The sequence below is a fragment of the Flaviflexus massiliensis genome, assembly GCF_001375495.1.
Lineage (GTDB): Bacteria > Actinomycetota > Actinomycetes > Actinomycetales > Actinomycetaceae > Flaviflexus > Flaviflexus massiliensis.
In genome coordinates this window covers 235,780-253,440 of record NZ_LN831057.1, presented here as the reverse complement: position 1 = coordinate 253,440, position 17,661 = coordinate 235,780, and the positions used below count along the sequence as shown (strand labels likewise).

12 protein-coding genes and 1 other RNA gene are annotated in these 17,661 nt (G+C 57.8%); 5 read left to right on the top strand and 8 right to left on the bottom strand.

The features are described 5' to 3' along the window. Window positions 1-15 precede the first annotated feature (15 nt). The 4 genes from BN1241_RS02670 (at window position 16) to BN1241_RS02655 (ending at window position 3,821) form a co-directional block, all read left to right on the top strand. On the top strand, window positions 16-576 hold the full coding sequence (locus BN1241_RS02670; protein WP_054952171.1) for a MarR family winged helix-turn-helix transcriptional regulator: 561 nt from the start codon (window positions 16-18) through the stop codon (window positions 574-576). Further along, window positions 573-2,372, top strand: coding sequence for an AMP-dependent synthetase/ligase (locus BN1241_RS02665; RefSeq protein WP_054952170.1), 1,800 nt, complete (start codon window positions 573-575; stop codon window positions 2,370-2,372). The genes BN1241_RS02670 and BN1241_RS02665 overlap by 4 nt, the downstream gene beginning before the upstream one ends. Window positions 2,373-2,440: 68 nt before the next feature. Further along, entirely contained in the window at window positions 2,441-3,307 is an 867-nt protein-coding gene (locus BN1241_RS02660; RefSeq protein WP_054952169.1) for a DUF1295 domain-containing protein, read from the top strand. A 46-nt stretch (window positions 3,308-3,353) separates the two neighbouring features. Then, window positions 3,354-3,821 carry a pyrimidine dimer DNA glycosylase/endonuclease V gene (locus BN1241_RS02655; protein ID WP_054952168.1) on the top strand — a complete coding sequence of 156 codons (468 nt, stop codon included), beginning with the start codon at window positions 3,354-3,356 and terminating at the stop codon, window positions 3,819-3,821. Between the two features lie 773 nt (window positions 3,822-4,594). On the opposite strand, the gene ssrA is transcribed toward BN1241_RS02655, so the two are convergent. From ssrA to prfB, 6 genes are all read right to left on the bottom strand, one after another. Continuing rightward, window positions 4,595-4,964: a transfer-messenger RNA gene (ssrA, locus tag BN1241_RS12175) on the bottom strand. 68 nt (window positions 4,965-5,032) lie between these two features. Then, on the bottom strand, window positions 5,033-5,554 hold the full coding sequence (gene smpB / locus BN1241_RS02650; RefSeq protein ID WP_054952167.1) for an SsrA-binding protein SmpB: 522 nt from the start codon (window positions 5,552-5,554) through the stop codon (window positions 5,033-5,035). A 206-nt stretch (window positions 5,555-5,760) separates the two neighbouring features. After that, window positions 5,761-7,215, bottom strand: coding sequence for a M23 family metallopeptidase (locus BN1241_RS02645; RefSeq protein WP_054952166.1), 1,455 nt, complete (start codon window positions 7,213-7,215; stop codon window positions 5,761-5,763). Window positions 7,216-7,219: 4 nt separating this feature from the next. After that, window positions 7,220-8,137 carry a permease-like cell division protein FtsX gene (ftsX, locus tag BN1241_RS02640; protein WP_054952165.1) on the bottom strand — a complete coding sequence of 306 codons (918 nt, stop codon included), beginning with the start codon at window positions 8,135-8,137 and terminating at the stop codon, window positions 7,220-7,222. Then, a complete protein-coding gene (gene ftsE, locus BN1241_RS02635; protein ID WP_054952164.1) occupies window positions 8,134-8,829 on the bottom strand; it encodes a cell division ATP-binding protein FtsE in 696 nt (231 codons plus the stop codon). Before ftsE ends, ftsX begins: the two co-directional genes overlap by 4 nt. 79 nt (window positions 8,830-8,908) lie before the next feature. Then, window positions 8,909-10,042: a peptide chain release factor 2 gene (gene prfB, locus BN1241_RS02630; protein ID WP_054952163.1), complete on the bottom strand. Its 1,134-nt coding sequence runs from the start codon at window positions 10,040-10,042 to the stop codon at window positions 8,909-8,911. 93 nt (window positions 10,043-10,135) lie between these two features. On the opposite strand from prfB, the gene BN1241_RS02625 reads away from it, so the two are divergent. Further along, entirely contained in the window at window positions 10,136-11,125 is a 990-nt protein-coding gene (locus BN1241_RS02625) for a phosphotransferase (RefSeq protein ID WP_054952162.1), read from the top strand. Window positions 11,126-11,249: 124 nt separating this feature from the next. Here BN1241_RS02625 and BN1241_RS02620 read toward each other — a convergent pair whose 3' ends face one another. Together BN1241_RS02620 and BN1241_RS02615 are read right to left on the bottom strand one after the other, a co-directional pair. After that, entirely contained in the window at window positions 11,250-14,528 is a 3,279-nt protein-coding gene (locus BN1241_RS02620; RefSeq protein ID WP_054952161.1) for an ATP-dependent helicase, read from the bottom strand. After that, a complete protein-coding gene (locus BN1241_RS02615) occupies window positions 14,525-17,578 on the bottom strand; it encodes a UrvD/REP family ATP-dependent DNA helicase (RefSeq protein WP_082418171.1) in 3,054 nt (1,017 codons plus the stop codon). The genes BN1241_RS02620 and BN1241_RS02615 overlap by 4 nt, the downstream gene beginning before the upstream one ends. Between the last annotated feature and the right edge of the window lie 83 nt (window positions 17,579-17,661).

Here is a 17,661-nt window from a genome sequence, read left to right as displayed (position 1 = left end):
AGTAAAGTGGGAATCATGGACGACACGGATTCAGAACCAGCACCCGGAATGTTCGGTCTCCTGGCCAACAGCCCGGCTGGTGAGCTCATCAACTTCTCCGGCCTTGAGGAAGAAGATATTGATCAAATCTCCCTTCTCATGAATAGCTTGGGGAAGTTGCGGGACGCTGAACGCAGGGTGTCAGAAGCCTCTGCTTTGTACATGGAGCTGAACGAAACAGACATGAGAACACTGCACTTCCTCATCGTCAACGAGAATCTCGGGCAGGACGTCACGGCATCAACCATTACCCGTCATTTACTAGTCTCCCCCGCGACAACCACGAAGATCCTGGACCGTCTCGAAAAAGGCAGTCACATTACCCGCTCCCCTCACCCAACGGATCGCCGCGCAATCACGATCCGGATCACCCCGGGAACACGCAAGGCAGCATACGAGTCCGTTGGCGCCATACAGGCGCGAAGGTTCCACGCCGCTGCCCGGCTCACCAGGAAGGAACGGAACACCGTCATTCGCTTCCTCCAAGACATGACCGAACAGATCGATATGAAGCACGCAGACTGGGCACACTCATGAGCACATCACCCACGCATTTGACTGAAGCATCGACACCGCCCCTTGCCGACTTTGGTACATATCGCAGCATTGTCGACCTTATCGCCGAACGCGGAGGGGTCGCACCGAACCACATAGCGTTCCGCATTAAACAGAATGGTGCTTTGGTCGACGTTACGACAGAAGAATTTGTGAGCACCGTTCGGGCCGTTGCTAAAGGACTCATCGCACAGGGCGTACAAGCTGGGGACCGCATCGCGATTCAGGGCGCCACGAGCTATTCGTGGACGATCGCTGACATTGCTTCCCTGTGGGCTGGCGCTATCGTCGTGCCAATCTTTGACACGTCCTCCCCCGACCAGGTTCAGCACATCCTGAGATCCTCAAAGTCGGTCGCCGCCTTCGCCGGCACGGAAGAACAACGGCGGGGCATCGCTTCCCAGATCGGAGAGAAGATATGGTCGCTCGATGCGCACGGCATGTTAGCTCTCAAGGCGGCGGGTCGACACGTTACCGATGAACAGCTGGACGAACGTCGTGTGGGCGTCAATCTCGATGACGCCGCTACACTCGTCTTCACGTCCGGAACAGAGGGGACGCCCAAGGGCGCGATCATCACTCATCGCAACCTCATAGGGCAGGTTCTCAACATTGGCGCGGACTACGGCGAGCTCGTTCATGATCGTGGATCGACACTAATCTTCCTGCCACTGGCACACGTCCTTGCCCGCGGTTTGCAACTCATCTGCCTGACCGCAGGCATGGGAATCAGCTACGAGGCCGATCCCGCTCAGGCTGTTGGCGCACTGACCACGATTCGCCCAACTTTCCTTGTCGTTGTCCCCCGGGTGCTTGAACGGATCAGGGATCGTATTGCCGAGCAGGCGCAGTCAAAACGCCTCGGATGGGTTTGGCGAGACGCTGAACAAACTGCGATTTCCTGGGGCCGCATGCTGGAAGAACGCCAGCACGAGACGGCTAATCCTTCGCGGTCGCTGAGGTTACGGCATGCAATTTATGATCGTCTGTTCTTCGCCAAAGTCCGTCACCTGGTGGGCGGGCATATCGACTACCTGTTGTCGGGAGCAGCACCACTTGACTCGAACCTGAACCTCCTCTTCCGCGGCATGGGCCTCGAAGTTATTGAAGGCTATGGTTTAACCGAGTCAACAGCGCCGCTGACGGGCAACCGGCCTGGGAACAACTATGCGGGGACGGTTGGCCCTCCCACCCCTGGTCACACCGTCAGGATCTCACCCGAAGGGGAAGTCCTCGCCCATGGCATCGGCATTTCTCCCGGTTATGACGGGATCGATAACTCCACCACGACGGTTGACGGCTTTATCCGTACAGGCGATCTTGGCACGCTCGACAGCGAAGGCAGACTAACGATTACCGGTCGTCTGAGCGAAACCATCGTGACCTCCGGTGGTAAAACAATTGCCCCACAAAAGTGGGAGTCAAACGTGGCGCAGGACCCGCTGGTTGCCCATGCCGTCATGGTGGGTGACTCTCGCCCCTACCCTGGCGCTCTTATTTTCCTAGATCAGGAGGAAGCGGCCAAGCACGGCATCACGAGCGCGAACGACGGTCAGTTCTTGGACAGCACAATCCCAGCCAGCATCCTCACGGCGATTCGTCGCGCGAATCAGCAAGTTGCGGCCCCGGAACGGGTGAAGCGGATCAAGATCCTCCTCATGGACATGGCTCCCGGAAGCGACTTCGTCACACCCACGATGAAGCTACGTCGATCACGGGTCATCCAAAAACTCTCCGCAAGCATCGACGAACTCTACGAACGAGGCATGTCCGTCTAAACGCGCTTCTCTGACAGCATCGGATTCCACTAGCACCATCTCCCGACTCAAAGAAAAGGGAACACACTATGAACAAGAAGGCATTGGCCGCAATATTCATTACGCTCCTCCTTGGCGGACTTGTCGCCGCCGCAGGTAGCCAAAACAGCGCGAAGATCGGAGGGGTTCCGCTCTTCGCTCTCGTGGTCTGCGGAGCATTCATCATCCAGTGGATTGCCTACATTCACGCCCAACAGAACCAGACCGAAAAGTACTTTGATCTGATCGGTAGCCTCACCTACACGGTGGTATCCCTGATCCTCCTCTTCTCGGTCCCAGACCTTGGAACGCGATCCCTTTTCCTTGGCATCATGGTCATCGTGTGGGCGCTACGACTTGGCCCGTTCCTGTTCCTTCGAATCAAAAAAGATGGCAGGGATTCGCGCTTCGACGAAATAAAGAAAGATCCCGTCCGGTTCTTCAACGTCTGGAACATCCAGGGACTGTGGATTACTTTTACTGCTTCCGCCGCATGGATAGGGATGACCTCATCCGAGCAGGCTCCCATCAGTTGGCTCTTCCTTGTCGGAGTTGGCCTTTGGCTCTTCGGTTTCATCATGGAAGTAACGGCCGACACCCAGAAGAGACTGTGGCGCCGCAAGCCCGAGAACAAGGGACGCTTCATCACGACCGGTCTTTGGTCCTGGTCCCAGCACCCCAACTATTTTGGTGAAATCACTTTGTGGTTCGGCATTGCCATTACAGCACTGCCAAACCTTTCCGGATGGCAGTTTGTGGGCCTCCTATCGCCGCTCTTCGTAACCGTTCTGCTCACCAAGGTTTCCGGCATCCCGCTCCTGCAGAAACAGGGCGAGGAACGGTGGGGCGATGAACCTGCCTACCGCGAATATCGAGAGAAGACATCCCTCCTCGTTCCCCTTCCCCCAAGGCGCTAAGCGCCCACGGGCACACATCGTTCAACTCATCGACTCAAGGAAACGCGTGAGACTCTGGTCCCTCCACCCCCACTACCTTGACAGGCAAGGCCTTCTCGCCGGATGGCGAGAAGGCCTGCTTGCCCAAGCCGTGCTCCTGGGCCGCACAAAGGGATACACAAATCATCCCCAGCTGTTCAGGTTCAGGGAAAACAACGATCCGGCAGGGGCGCTCGGCGCTTACCTCAAAGAGATCGCAGACGAAGCACACAACCGCAACTACAGATTCGATCAAGAAAAAATCGAACGAATCAATCACGGCTTCACCACCGACGTCACCGAAGGTCAGCTGGAGTTTGAACGTCAGCATCTGCTGAAGAAAATCCTGGTCCGGAACCCACTGGAGACCGAGAGAATAGCCTCACTATCGGCCGGACCCATCACGCCACACCCAATCTTTCACACCGTGCACGGCCCCATCGAACATTGGGAACGCGGCTCACTAGACCGAGCACCGGAGAAAGCAAGCGGGTAGCAAGCTTAGATAGCTCTCAGCAGCTCAGCACCATGAGCGGCAGAATCCCATTCGACGGAGCATGACCCTTCCGTCGAATCCAGGGCTAAGCATCGTCAGAAATATTGTGCAATGACGAGTCACGAAGATTGTTCAGTAATGCCCTGTACGCATGCCGCTACTGTCCGTGACTGGGCGGGTTTATTGCCGGCCAGTATCGATCTGGCTGACGTGGTAAAGCACTAGGTTTTTGATCAGATTCTATGGAAGAGGGTTCTGTGGCGTGAACCGGATGGCGTGCTCAGTTGTCGAGTCATCGGAGAGACGAGCGCGGAATTCCTCAATTGCCCAACTCAATGGGTAGAAGCTCAGGTGTTTCTTAGAGGCGTGAAGTAGACCAACGCGCGTCCCTAGTACTTCAAAGTGGGCATACGGTAGCTGATAGATTCCTCAAAGTCCGGCACAAGCGAGGTTGCGAACTCAGGTATCCGTTAGCTCGTCCCTGCAGGCAGGATCGAAACCGTCGAGGTATTCGTCGTTCGTCGTCACCTTCGTGTTTATGACGTGCGCCCTCCTTTACCACGTCATTGCTACCGGGCCGCCGCCGGCGCTGCGTCACAGCAATCCACCATGCGACCAGCACAGGAGTGTCACCCACTCGTACTTTACCTCCCGACGGACCGCTAGGACATGCGAATATCATTAGATTTGGGTACAAGAAACCCCTCGAACTGGCTGATGCCGTTCGAGGGGCTGTGTGTCCTCACGGATTCTCTAGTTCCGTTTGAACGTGTTCGTGGAGGCGCCGGGAATTGAACCCGGGTCCAACGATGTCGACCAATGGCTTCTCCGGGTGCAGTCTACATAACGTTATTTTTGGCCCCAACGCTTGTATAGACATAACGTTGACAGACCTAGCACGCTAAGTGTTCACCTTACTCCACGTACAAGAGTAAGAAGCAGTGGCTCTTAAAACGACGTCAGCTCGTGTAGCAAGAGCAGGCTACACGTTGACGGATTTCGAGGCTCGCTTAGGCAGCGAGGGCGAAATCGGTGCGCTTAGAGTTGGCACCTATTGGTTTGCACAGAATCGTTAACGAGATGACTGTGCCTCCTCGACCCGCTTCACATCAATCTCGACCGTTGTCGAAACCGATCGCCCCCTATTCTGTTTTGAAACAGCACTACCCACTGCGGGGCAGACATATATTGTAACCGATTTCCCGGCTACTTTATTCCTTACGTCCCTTGCGGAAGTCGGACATGGCGCGGCGTGCTTCACGATCGTCCTGCTTGCGGCGAAGCGTTTCTCTCTTATCCCACTCTTGCTTGCCTCGAGCGAGTGCGATCTCGATCTTGGCCCGCCCCCCGATGAAGTACAGTTCGAGCGGCACAATCGTGTGCCCCTTCTCGCGTGACTTCTGGGTGAGGCGCAGGATCTGATCCCTGTGGAGAAGAAGCTTGCGCTTCTGGGTGGGTGCATGGTTTGTCCAAGTACCGGCTACGTAGACGGGAATGGTGGCGTTCTGCAGCCAAGCCTCGCCGTAGCGGTCCATCTCTATCCAGGCTTCGGTGATCGAAGCCCTGCCCATGCGCAAGGACTTCACTTCGGTGCCTGTCAGGACCAAGCCAGCCTCGTAGGTCTCGTCAATAAAGTACTCGTGACGAGCTTTCTTGTTACGAGCGATGACCTGCTTCTTGTCGGCCGCTTCCTTCTTCCGTTGCGCCTGGGACGTGGCGCCTGCTTTTGCCATAATTCCTCCTCAGACACGAACGAACATGCCACTATACCAAAGTGACGAGTCACAGCTCCAGTCCCGTGAAGCTGGACTGTATCCATGGCTCCACTGGACGGACGCATTCAAGCAAAAATGCGACTGCCCGACTCGGCTATTAGTTCGTGACGGGCAGCTAACTCATTGCATGAAACGAAAACGAGATACCACGCAGACATTGGGGACTAGTTCCGGCGTGTGAATCCGGGCTGAGTCATGGGATCGATGACCGAACCGTCCTGCCAGATCTCGAAGTGGACGTGGCAACCTGTGACCTGACCGGTCTGTCCCGTGTAGCCAATGGTCTGGCCCTGGGAGACAGACTGTCCGGGCGAGACAGCGAAGCCACTCAGGTGGTTGTACACCGACACGTAGGACGAGCCATTGATGATCCCGTGGTTCACAATGACCTGGTTGCCATGGGTACCGTTACCGGCGGCGGGGCGAACCTCCGCCACAATACCGTCGGCTGTAGCAACCTGCCCTTCACCACAGACGGAACGTAGGTCGACACCATTGTGCATCCAGTAGCCGCCTGTAATCGGGTACCATCTCATACCGAACGGTGAGGTGACATAGACCGGTGCGGGGACGGGAGGAACAAAGGTGGTGCTGGCAGGCGCCGGAGCGGGCGCGGGTGCCGGTTCAGGAGCAGGTGCTGGTTCAGGTGCAGGATCCTGAGTCTGCGCAGGTGCCGAGTCAGCAGTTTGGGTGGGGACGGGAGCAACGTTTTGGCGTGCCTTGGCGGCCGCTTCCTCCCGCTCATCTGCCTCAGCCTTGCGGCGTGCCTCTTCTTCTGCTTCACGCTGGCGTCGTGCATTTTCCTCATCGATGGCGACGATTGTCGAAGCAATATCGGCGTTGTCGTCCTCAAGCTTCGCAACGGACGCATTGAACTCGTCACGCTTGCCCTCGAGTTCATCCGCGTATGCCTTTTCGCTCGCTTCGAGAGCAATGAGGTCATCGGCCTTGATTTGAGCATCTTCGCGCTTCGCATCGAGTTCGATGACGAGTTCGTCGGCTTCCACCTGCAGGTCAACGATCGTTGTTTCAACGACCTGCTGACGTGCAAGCCTGTTCTGGTTCACTGCTACCTGAGTCTGGGCTTCGGTAATGAGTGCCGTCTCGGTGCGAGCAATCGAGTTCGTTGCGGCAATGGTGCTGAAGAGGTCCTCGGACGACCTGGACGTAAACCACAGGTCCACGGCCGACCCGTTTGTGTCACCTCGGTATGCGGAGCGCGCAAGCTCGTTGAGAGAGGCCTGGGTCTGATCGGAAAGTTCTGAATCTTCGGCAAGCTGCTCTTCGATCGTTGTCAGCTCGGCACGGGCCGCTTCCAGCTGCCCGGCGATCGTTTCGCTCTCGCGTTCTGCTGCGGACAGTTCCGACTGTGCGGTCGCAAGCTGCTGCTGGGCGATCGGGATTTCGTTGCGGGTCTGTTCGAGAGCCAGGTAGGCATCCTGCAGATCCACATCGATGCCCTCGAGGGAGGACTGCAACTCTTCGATCTTCCGATCGTTCTCTTCCTGCTGCTGAACGAGTTCATCTCTCTCGTCATCGCTCTCAGCCAGCGCGGCCGATCCGGACAGGACAAGCAGAACGGTGGCGGTGGCCCCAGCCAGGGAGTGACGCAATTTCATGAAATCAGACCTTCGTGTAGCGGCGGAGAGCAATGTAGGAAGCGAGCGCGGTGACGATGAGTGCGCCACCCACGAGCCACGGGGCAAGGGTGAGGACATCGCCGGAGTTGATGAGCTTGATGAAGCTGAACTGGGCTTCTGAATCCGGGGAGTCAAAGAAGTACTTCACGCCACCAAAGAGCGCGCCCACCGCAAGGAGGGAGCCGAGCAGGGCAGCGAACACGCCCTCGAGGACGAAGGGGGCTTGGATGGTCGAGTTGGAGGCACCCACCATGCGCATGATTCCCGTGTCCTTTTCACGGAACATGGCGGACAGGCGCACCATCGTAACAATGAGCAGGAGCGCGGTGATGATCATGGTGATAGCGAGGCCACCGGCAATAACTGTGGCGCCGTTCAGGACCGAGAAAATTGATTCGAGCTGCTCACGCTGGTCCACAACATATTCCACGCCGGGCTGGCCACTGAGCTCGTCGGCAACGATCTGGAATTCTTCCGGGTCCACGAGCTTCACGCGGAACGACACCTGCATCGCATCCTCGGTCAGAGCGTCAACCCAGGTCGTCCCCTCCATCTGCTCCTTGAAGTTCGCGAGAGCATCCGCCTTGGATTCGATGTAAATCTCGTCAACGTAGGGAGCCATCGAGTCCGATTTAAGGAACGCATCAACGTCATCGATCTGTTCCTGAGTGGCCTCACCCCCGGCACACTGGGCCGTTGTCGGGTTGGTGGGGCACATGAACGCGGTGACCTCAACCTTGTCGTACCACTCGTTCTTCATGTTCCCCACCTGGGTTTGGAGCAAGGATGCCGCACCGAGGAACATGAGCGAAACAAACGTCACTAGGGCGAGGGAAATAACAACAACCCGGTTGGAACGGATGCCTTTGAAAGTCTGGGAAAGAATGAAGCCAATTCTCATGCCTGGCCTCCCGTTCCGTACATGCCGCGTTCCTGGTCGGACACAACCACTCCATCACTGAGGGTGACAACCCTCTTACGCATCTCGTTCACGATGTCGTAGGCGTGGGTCGCCATCACCACCGTCGTGCCATTGCGGTTAATCCGGTCGAGAAGGGACATGATGCCACTGGCAGTGTTGCGGTCGAGGTTACCGGTCGGCTCATCGGCCAGAAGTAGCTTGGGGCGGTTCACCATGGCGCGAGCAATCGCCACACGCTGGAGCTCACCACCGGACAGTTCTGTCATCTTCCGCTTTTCCTTGCCGCCAAGTCCCACCATGTCGAGCACCTCTGGCACTGCGGAACGAATGTGGTGGCGGGGCCTACCAATGACCTGCATCGCCAACGCCACGTTGTCGAACACGTTCTTGTCTTCGAGCAGGCGGAACTCCTGGAAAACTCGACCGACCTGGCGGCGGAGCTTCGGGGTGCGGCGTGACGAAAGCTCGGCAAGGTTCTTGCCGAGAACGAAAATCTTTCCCGAGGTCGCCTGCTCTTCGAGCATGCAGAGCCGAAGGAAGGTCGACTTACCTGACCCTGATGGGCCGACGAGGAAAACAAACTCTCCTCGTTCGATATCGAGAGTCACATCATCGAGAGCCGGATGGGCCCCCTTCTGATAGATCTTCGTGACATTTTGAAAAGTGATCATGCGAGGCCAAGGTCGAGGGACAGTAATTCACGTTTAAGCTATCGCACTGTCACAGCCCCGCCACGAGGCACGCCGTTACCTAATTGTCATCATTGACGTGTTGTCCCACACGCCAGCGAATCCCCGCATCAATAAATCCGTCGATCTCACCATCGAACACATTGTCCGGATTGCCCGATTCAAAACCGGTTCGCAGATCCTTCACCATCTGGTACGGGTGGGTCACGTAGGAGCGCATCTGGTCACCCCACGAAGCCTTCACATCCCCAGCAAGTGCCTTCTTCTCGCGGGCCTCTTCTTCCTGGCGCTGCACGAGAAGACGGGCCTGCAAGACCCTCAGTGCCGCAGCCCTGTTCTGTATCTGGGACTTCTCGTTCTGCATGGAAACGACGATGCCGGTGGGCAAGTGGGTCATGCGGACCGCGGAGTCAGTCGTGTTGACTGACTGCCCGCCGGGGCCGGAGGAACGGAACACGTCGACCTTGATGTCGGCCTCGGGAATGTCGATATGGTCGGTCTGCTCGGTGAGCGGAATGACCTCAACAGCAGCGAAGGAGGTTTGGCGCCTTCCCTGGTTGTCGAAGGGTGAGATACGGACGAGTCGGTGCGTGCCCGCTTCGACCGATAGTGTCCCGTAGGCGTACGGGGCCTTGATTTCAAAGGTGGCGGACTTGATGCCGGCCTCTTCCGCGTACGAGGTGTCCAGCATCTTGACCGCGTAGCCGTTGCGTTCGGCCCAGCGCGAGTACATGCGGACGAGCATTTCCGCAAAGTCGGCGGCATCGACTCCGCCGGCACCGGCTCGAACGGTGATGACTGCTTCACGGGAATCGTACTCCCCGGATAGCAGTGTCTTGATCTCAAGGTCGTCTAGGTCCTTGTGGATCTTTTTCATTTCCCTGTCTGCTTCTTGGTAGAGCTCCGCACCGGAGGCCTCATCGACGAGGGCTTCCTCCGCCGCCATCTCCACCATGACCTCAAGGTCATCAATCCGCGCGCCCATTGCATTCAGTCGGTTCAGTTCCGACTGTGCGTGGGACAGCTTCGAAGTGACTGCCTGAGCCTTCTCCTGGTCGTCCCACAGGTCGGGCGCGGACGATTCTTCGGTCAACTCAGCGATCCGCTTCTCAAGACCCTCGGGGTCAGTGACGAGGCGGATCTGTTCAAAGGTTGAACGAATATCAGAAATTTCAGACGAATAATCAGTAGCCACGTCTTCCAGGCTACGGCAAAACCTGCCTGTCAGCGTAGCCACATCCCGGAGTGTGACCTGGCAGGTAGGGCTCCAATCTAATAAGTTGAGTGCGTGGCACATACTTCCCTTTACCTCGCAGCGGTCGCCGTTTCTGCACTCCAGGACGTCGAGATTGTTGCGACCCGTCCCCCTTTCGAGTCCACCCCCGACTATCACACGGGTGGTGCGGTCGACTCGCAGGGACGCCATTGGGTTGTCAAGCTCCCCCGCCACCCGCTCGCAGGTGCCTCCCTCGAGGCAGAAGCGGCGCTGGCCGATGGTCTCATCACTGCGGTGGACGAAGGGAAACTTCCCTTCGACGTGGTTCGCCCCAAAGCTTTTACCTCGGTTGATCACGGTGGCCGCGCCATGGTCTTCCGTGAACCATTCGGCCACCCGATGCCGCTGGAACGCATGACAAAGGCGGGTGCCCAGTCCATCGGACGTGCACTCGGTGCACTCCATGAGCTCAGCCCCTCGGTCTTCTCAAGCGGTGGTGTCCCCGTCTACGATGCCAAGGGACTGCGTCAGCGCCTTACGACCGAGCTCGAAGATGTTGCCCTCACCCGCATGGCACCCTCCAGTCTCCTCGGCCGGTGGGATGCGTGGATCGCTGATGACAGCCTGTGGGACATTGCAACGGTTCCGATCCACGGGGACATGGATGAAGACAATGTCCTCTGGTCGAACGGTCAAGTCTCCGCCATTACCTCCTTCGGTGAAGCCCACGTTGGCGACCCGGCTTCCGACTTCGTGTGGCTCGCAAATTCCTTGGATGACGACATGCTCGACACGGTCACCGAGGCTTACGCCATGGCACGAGGTATTGGCGGCGATGCTCACCTGCTCGACCGGGTTGCCCTCCACTCCGAGTTCGCTCTCGCACGCTGGCTCCTTCACGGTGTCCGCATCGATTCCCCGGAGATCATGAACGAGGCACGTGCCATGCTCATCGAACTCGATGAGACGATCGCGCGCGATCCGCATGAAATCTCCGGTCCTCGATGGAAAACCGAGGTGCCGGAAGTGCCCACCGCTACCACAACCCGCTCAGCAAAATAGAGCTCTCTTACTTCTTAACTGCTTCCACCCCGTACGGAGATAATCCGTCGGGGTGGAAACAGTTACGGGGTCGTCCTTCATACCCGTCCGTCTCAGCTGGCAGAGACTAGGACAAAGACTGGGGCTAGCGGGCTTCCTTCACGGCATTGACGAGGGTCGTGATCTTCTCGGTCAAAGTCTCTTCATCCATTGCGGGGATGTCGTGAATCCGCTTCTTCTCATCCTTCTCGCCCAGATAGGCGAAGGTGGCCGAGATATTGCGAGGATCCATTCCGGTCACCTTGGCCCATGCGAGCCGGTAGAGGTGAAGCTGAAGCTCCTTGTTCTCTAGGTCTGACGGGTAGCGGCCCGTCTTCCAGTCAACGATACGGACCCGCTCTTCACCGGTGTCAGGATGCTGACCGTCAGGGAACACGGCATCGATCGTTCCACGCATGGGAATGCCAGCCACGACCACATCCACCGGTGCTTCGACGGCGATGGGAGCAGTTCCGGATTTTACAAGAGGCAGGGTCTCAAATGCGTCAACGAGGCGTGCCACATGCGGATCCGAAAGATCGAGTCCCAGCACCTGGTCGGCATCACCCGACACATCAAGCAGGTCACCTGTTCGCGGCGCACCAAACCTGGACGCAATGTACTCGTGGACCTGCTGCCCCAGGCGGGCCGCATGTGCCGGCTCCGACGGGATCGGGCGTTCCGTGTCAAGACGGAACTGAACCTGGTCAGTAGCCATCGTCACCACACCATTTGCGGTAATCCGCTCCAGTTCAAACTCCGCCTCGTCATCACCATCAAGGAGTGCGACGAGGTCGGTGAGCGAATCCCTAATCCACCCGGAACCATCCTGGACGCGTTCTTCCATCTCACCCACGGAAAGGGGAACTCGTGACTCAACAAATTCTTTGGCCTCGAGAAGTTCGCGGGTAGCACCGCGTTGCTGATCCGCCATGTAATTCTTCTGCTCGGCGGCTTCCTCCTCCGGAATATCGATTGCAGGGAGTTCCGTCATCGAGACTCCGCTGGTAGGCACGTTGATGCCGTTCAGGAGGCGCGAAGGACCATACTTGACAGTTTTCTTGGGATCCTGCAGTTGCTCTTCTGCCTCCTCCGCATTCTGAGCTTTCTTGTACCAGTAGCCCGCCATGAGTAGCCGGGTGCGGGGCCTGGTCATCGCCACGTAGGCAAGTCGGCGACGCTCCCTATTTTCGTGATCCGCGAAGTCCTCCGACAGCCACTTGCCAAATGACGCTTCAAGTGACTTGGCATCGTCGTCTCCCTTCCACCGCCATTCGGGCAGAGAATGGGCATCCTCCTGGAGCCACATGGGTACCTTCGCAACGTTGCTGATCCAGGGTGATCTGGGATTCGTCGTCAGCAGGTCGAAGCCACCGTATTTCATGTCCACAATCGCGACATAGTCCCATTCGAGACCCTTGGCTCCGTGAATCGTCATGATGGTGACAGTGTTCGGGTTCTCGAGTTCGTCTTTCGTGATTCCCTCAGCTTCAGCTGCCAGGTCGGCCAGAGGCAGCTCGTCAGATCCGCCGTGTTCCTTCTCCTCGACAAGGTCGAGCCAATCAAGGAAAGCCTCAAGGGTCGCACCTTCCATCGACTCGGAGTAGCCAGACGCGAGGCGCTGCAAGGAGGACAGGCTGGCTTGCCCGATGCCTCCCGATGACGAACGCGAGAAGACTTCGGTCTCGATGCCGGTGATGCGGATGGCAAGGGAAACGAGGTCCTCGATCCTTGAATAGCGTGCCTCCGTCAGGGTCTGAATCCAGCGGTTGAGGCGATTGAGTCTCCCTCTCGCGACGTCACTTAGGTCGGCTTGGTCCAGATGCGGGAGTGCCTCGGCAAAGCTCAGTTCCACGTCGTTCTTTCGCCCCAGAGCATTTCGAACCTGATTGACCGCTTCCATATCGGCAGGGGAAATATTGAGATAGCTGAGCAGCCGGGACATGGCCTGTCCCCGAGCCGGTGTCGCAACTGTCCGGAGGAGTCCTCGAATCGTGACCACTTCGGGCTGAGAGATTGCGCTTTGATTCCCGTGCTCAATGTAGGGAATCTTGAGCTCGGCCAAAGCCTTGGCCATGGGCTCCATGGATGCGCGGGCGCGACAAAGAACTGCGATGGACGGGCCCTGTCCGTTGTTGTTTGCGGCGTGTTCTTGACGGTAGCGGGCAATGTCTGCGGCAACAGTCTTGTAGGAATCTTCTTCCATGACATCGAAGGCAAGTTCTACCTCGCCACCGGTCTTGGTGAACGCTTCAAGCGGCTCAACATGGAGCCCTGATTTCTCTGCGTGTTGCCGCAACGAAGAGGATACGGCGTTTGCCGCCTCAAGGATCTCGCCCTTATTGCGGAATGCGGTGGATAGAGAATACTGCGGCATCTTGGTTTCAGGTTCCGAGAACGAGTGCTTGTAATCTGCCAGAGCATCAGCCGATGCCCCGCGCCACCCGTAGATCGCCTGATTCGGGTCGCCCACGGCAGTGACATTGTGTCCCCCACCAAAGATTTGGCGCAGGAATTTCGACTGATTAACCGACGTGTCCTGGTATTCATCCAGCAGCACGAGCCGATGCTCGTCCTCGAGGGACTGCACAATATCAGGGCGCTTCTGGAGGACTCTGCTGGCAACCGAAACCTGGTCAGCAAACTCCACGAGCTGATGATCAGACTTGTAGGCTAGGTAGGCATCAACGACGTTGAGTAGTCGGAAGCGATGCTCGTAGGTGGACAAGAATTCAGACAGTTTTTTGCTCTTCGCCAAGCCTTCGGCCCCGGCAGCTACAATGTGGTCCCGGAACTCTGTCAGCGATTCGCGAACCTGATCGGTTGTCAGTTCGTTGTTGAGAATGGTTGCCGCAAGGTCCATGACATTAGTGGTCAGGGTGCTGACTTTGCCACTCCCGTGCTCGCTGAGGTCCTCCTCCCAGCCCCGCACAAGATCATTGATGATCTGGAATTTCTCCGCATCATTAATGACTCTGGCAGAAGGATCAACTCCCACGATGAGTCCGTGCTCTGTCGCTATGCTCGACGCGAAAGCATTGTAGGTAGAGACAACAGGCCGTGACAGGATCACCGTTTCCTCGTTGATTGCGGTGCCACCCAACCGCGCTGCCTTCCGAAGCATGGTGGTGATGCGAGAGGAAAGCTCGTTCGCGGCCTTCTTGGTGAAGGTGAGGCCGAGGACCTCTGCGGGTTCCACATTACCTGCCGCCACGTGGTAAACAACCCTCAGTGACATGGTCTTGGTCTTACCGGCACCGGCGCCCGCGATCACGAGCGAGGGTTCGGCACCGCCCATGATGACATCAAGCTGATCACTAGTTGGAGGGAATCCGTCAACCTGTTGAAGGAATGCGCTCGCACCTTCACGAGTTTCGAGGTTCATGAGAAGAGAGCTCCTTCGTCAAAGTTGGGGCACATATTTTTCACCGGGCAGTGGTCACACCAGGTTCCCTTTCGAGCGGCAATATCGATTCCTCCGAGCTGGGACGCGACATCGTTCAACATGTCGACCACGGCCTCTCGTCCCGAATCATCGAGCGCCTTCTGCTCACGCAAGGTCGGATTACCTTTTGCTTGAGGCAATCGCACATACACAAGTTGCGCGCCGGCACTCGGGGAACCATTCACTTGCTCGTAGAGCCATTGGTATGTGCGGAGTTGCGGATTCTCTTCTGCCTCGGCCTTGGTTTCTGCAGTAGTGCCGGTTTTAAAGTCGGTAATGATCGGCCCGTTCGTGGTTTCCTCAATACGGTCGATACGCCCACTCACGGTGAAGTGCGGGGTTTCCACCGATAGTTTCTGCTCAACTTGGGCTCGCGTTTGGCCGTTGAGGTAAAAGATGAGGGTGTTGATCGTCTTGAGAATCTCTTTCTTCTCAAAATCTCGCTCGTAGCCTTCCGTGAAGGCGATCGAGTATTCGGGCCATTTCTTCTCAAAGGACGCCATAATCGCGGCAGCATCCCCGTCCGGATGAGCTTCGGCAATATCGTGAATGAGATTTCCCCGGTCGAGTGCTTGACGGTCATCCGTATCGCTCAGCCCGATCCGCTGGACGAACCATTTGAGTGTGCACTTGGAGATATCTGCGATTCCCGACGGTGAAATACGTGTCGTCCGGGACCACGGGCGCGGGTCGCTTGGCGGTAACGAAGGAATCCAGTCCCGCGGGGCAACACCCGGTAGGTGCTCCGCAGTCCAACTTGGGAGGGATACAAGCATATCTGCTGCCAACTCCCGATCCGTTTCGCTGATAGTCAGAGTGGGATCGGTCATTGCGGAGCGGAGCCTGCCAACGACGCCGGGGATCGACATCGACAGCTTGCTGGCCTGAACGTGTTCAACATTGTCTTCATCGATGAGGAGATCAATGAAGCGCGACCTCGAAGTCTCCTCCGAGTCAACTGCAGTGAGGACCAGGTGATGAGTTGCTCGACTGGCTGCGAATGCGAGCATCCGCAATTCATCGTCGACAACACTGCGAAGACTGGTGACGTTATCCGTGAGCCTGTCCAGATAGAGTTCGGCGAGCTTTCCTGCACCGAACAGCCCGTCTCTTACCCGCAGGTTTGGCCAGGTGCCGTCGTTGAGGTCGGCCACGATCACGAGGGTGAATTCTTGGCCGATGGCCATGGCGGGGGTTAGCAGGTGGACACCGGACTCCTGACCGGTTCGAGCAATCGAGTCTTCGACAATTTCTTGGGATTCAAGCTCATCAAGGAACTGCGCACTTGTTGTGCGAGCGTCCCGGTCAACGAGTCGCTGCGCGATGCGGAAAAGGTGCATGACGGCATCAAGCATGGCGTTCGCTGCCCCGCTGGTAGCGCCGCCAGCGAGGGCCTGCTCGCGCAGGTTCTCGGCAAGATCTGCTGCCTGCCATGCGGCCCAGAGTACTTCTTCCGCATTCTTACCCTCGGCAACAGCTGTCCGTGTGGCTTCAAGGATACGGTGGAGCTTTCGAAGTGGCGTGGCCCAGTCTGCTTCCGTCTCCCCCATCAGCACTCGCAGTGGCTGACCGGTCTCGTTCTCGTGTCCCCAGACCGAGACGCGATGGGTCAGTTGTCTCTTCTTGCTCGGATCGAGCCCAATAAGCGGGGAAGACAGGAGCCAGTAGAGTTCGGCCTCGGTGAGGTCACCCGCAACCCCCTCCCTCATGACGTTCATGAGGGCGCGGACAATGGGGACGTATCGAAGTGGTTCGTTGCGTGCAGCGGGACGAACCCTCACCCCGGCATCGCGCAGCACCCGTTCGAGTTCGGTGTGGACGTTGCGGGAGCGGGTAATGATCGCCATGTCGTCATAGGGCACGCTATTCCTTACGTGGGCCCTACGGATCATGCGCGCGATCCCTGCCTGCTCCTGATCGGTTCCGGGGAAAGTCCTAACGGTGAGGGTGTCGTCTGAACTACCAGGTTCGGGCCTGCGGTGAGTGCCGAAGCCCGCAACACCGATACGGTCCACGATCCGGTTGTGGAGTTCGGCAAGCTCTGCCCCGGCACGGTAGCGATGGTCGAGAGTGACAACTCCTGCGGAGAGCCCGATACCGGGCTTGGTTCCGCGTGCGAGACCTGGCAGGTGGGCAATGCCGCCTCTGAAGCCTTCCACTGCCGTATCGGGATCCGCGGTCATGACCAGCCGTGCCCCCATCCCGTCCCCAGGCTTCACGTGGTGTGCCGCTGACAGGAGAGCCGCGGTAGCAAGCGTTGCGTTCTGGTAGTCATCGATGAGAATCCAGTCGACGGTTGGCACCTCTCCGGGTTCCCAGGCTTCGGGGTTGGCAAGGAGCCAGGCGGCCTGGTGGACAAGGCGTGCATGATCGAATCGGTCAGCACCGACACCACCTTGAACGGTGGCATCCTCAAGCGCAAGCGCACCCTCGTACTGATCCATGAGCTGACCGGCAGCGATCCAGATCTGTTCGTTCTCTTCCCTACCGAGTTCGATCAGCTCGGTGCCGCTGATGCCGAGCTCAGCAGACCGGGTAAAGAGGTCGCGAAGTTCGGCACGGAAGCCGGGCAGATCCATGATTTCGTGGTCGAGCTCAGCCGGCCAGTCGATCATCTCGGAGGCTTCACGCAGGAGTTCAGTAATGATCGAATCCTGAGTGGGGCCGGTAATGAGTTCTGGTGTGTGTCGGCCGCGGGCCGCTGCATACACCTGCAGGAGGCTGAACGCCCATGCCTGCGCCGTGCGGATCTCGATGTTGGCGGGAAGTTTTCCGTGACGTAGCGTCAGATTGGTGCGCAGCTGATCCGCAGCCTTGCGCCCTGCCCCGAGCACGACGAGCGACTCGCCACGGTCAATGATTCGGGAGGCAATTTCCAACAGCGTTGTTGTCTTACCGGTGCCAGCACCACCCAAAACGATGGTGGAACGACTCTGTAAGGCACCGTCGACCGCACGTAGCTGGGAAGCATCCAAGTCCAAACTTTCCATACGTTGAACATACCCGAGCAGGTCGGCATATTTTTCTCACTTTTCGGCTGGTGACGAATCGCCACATCGAGTCGGGATCATGT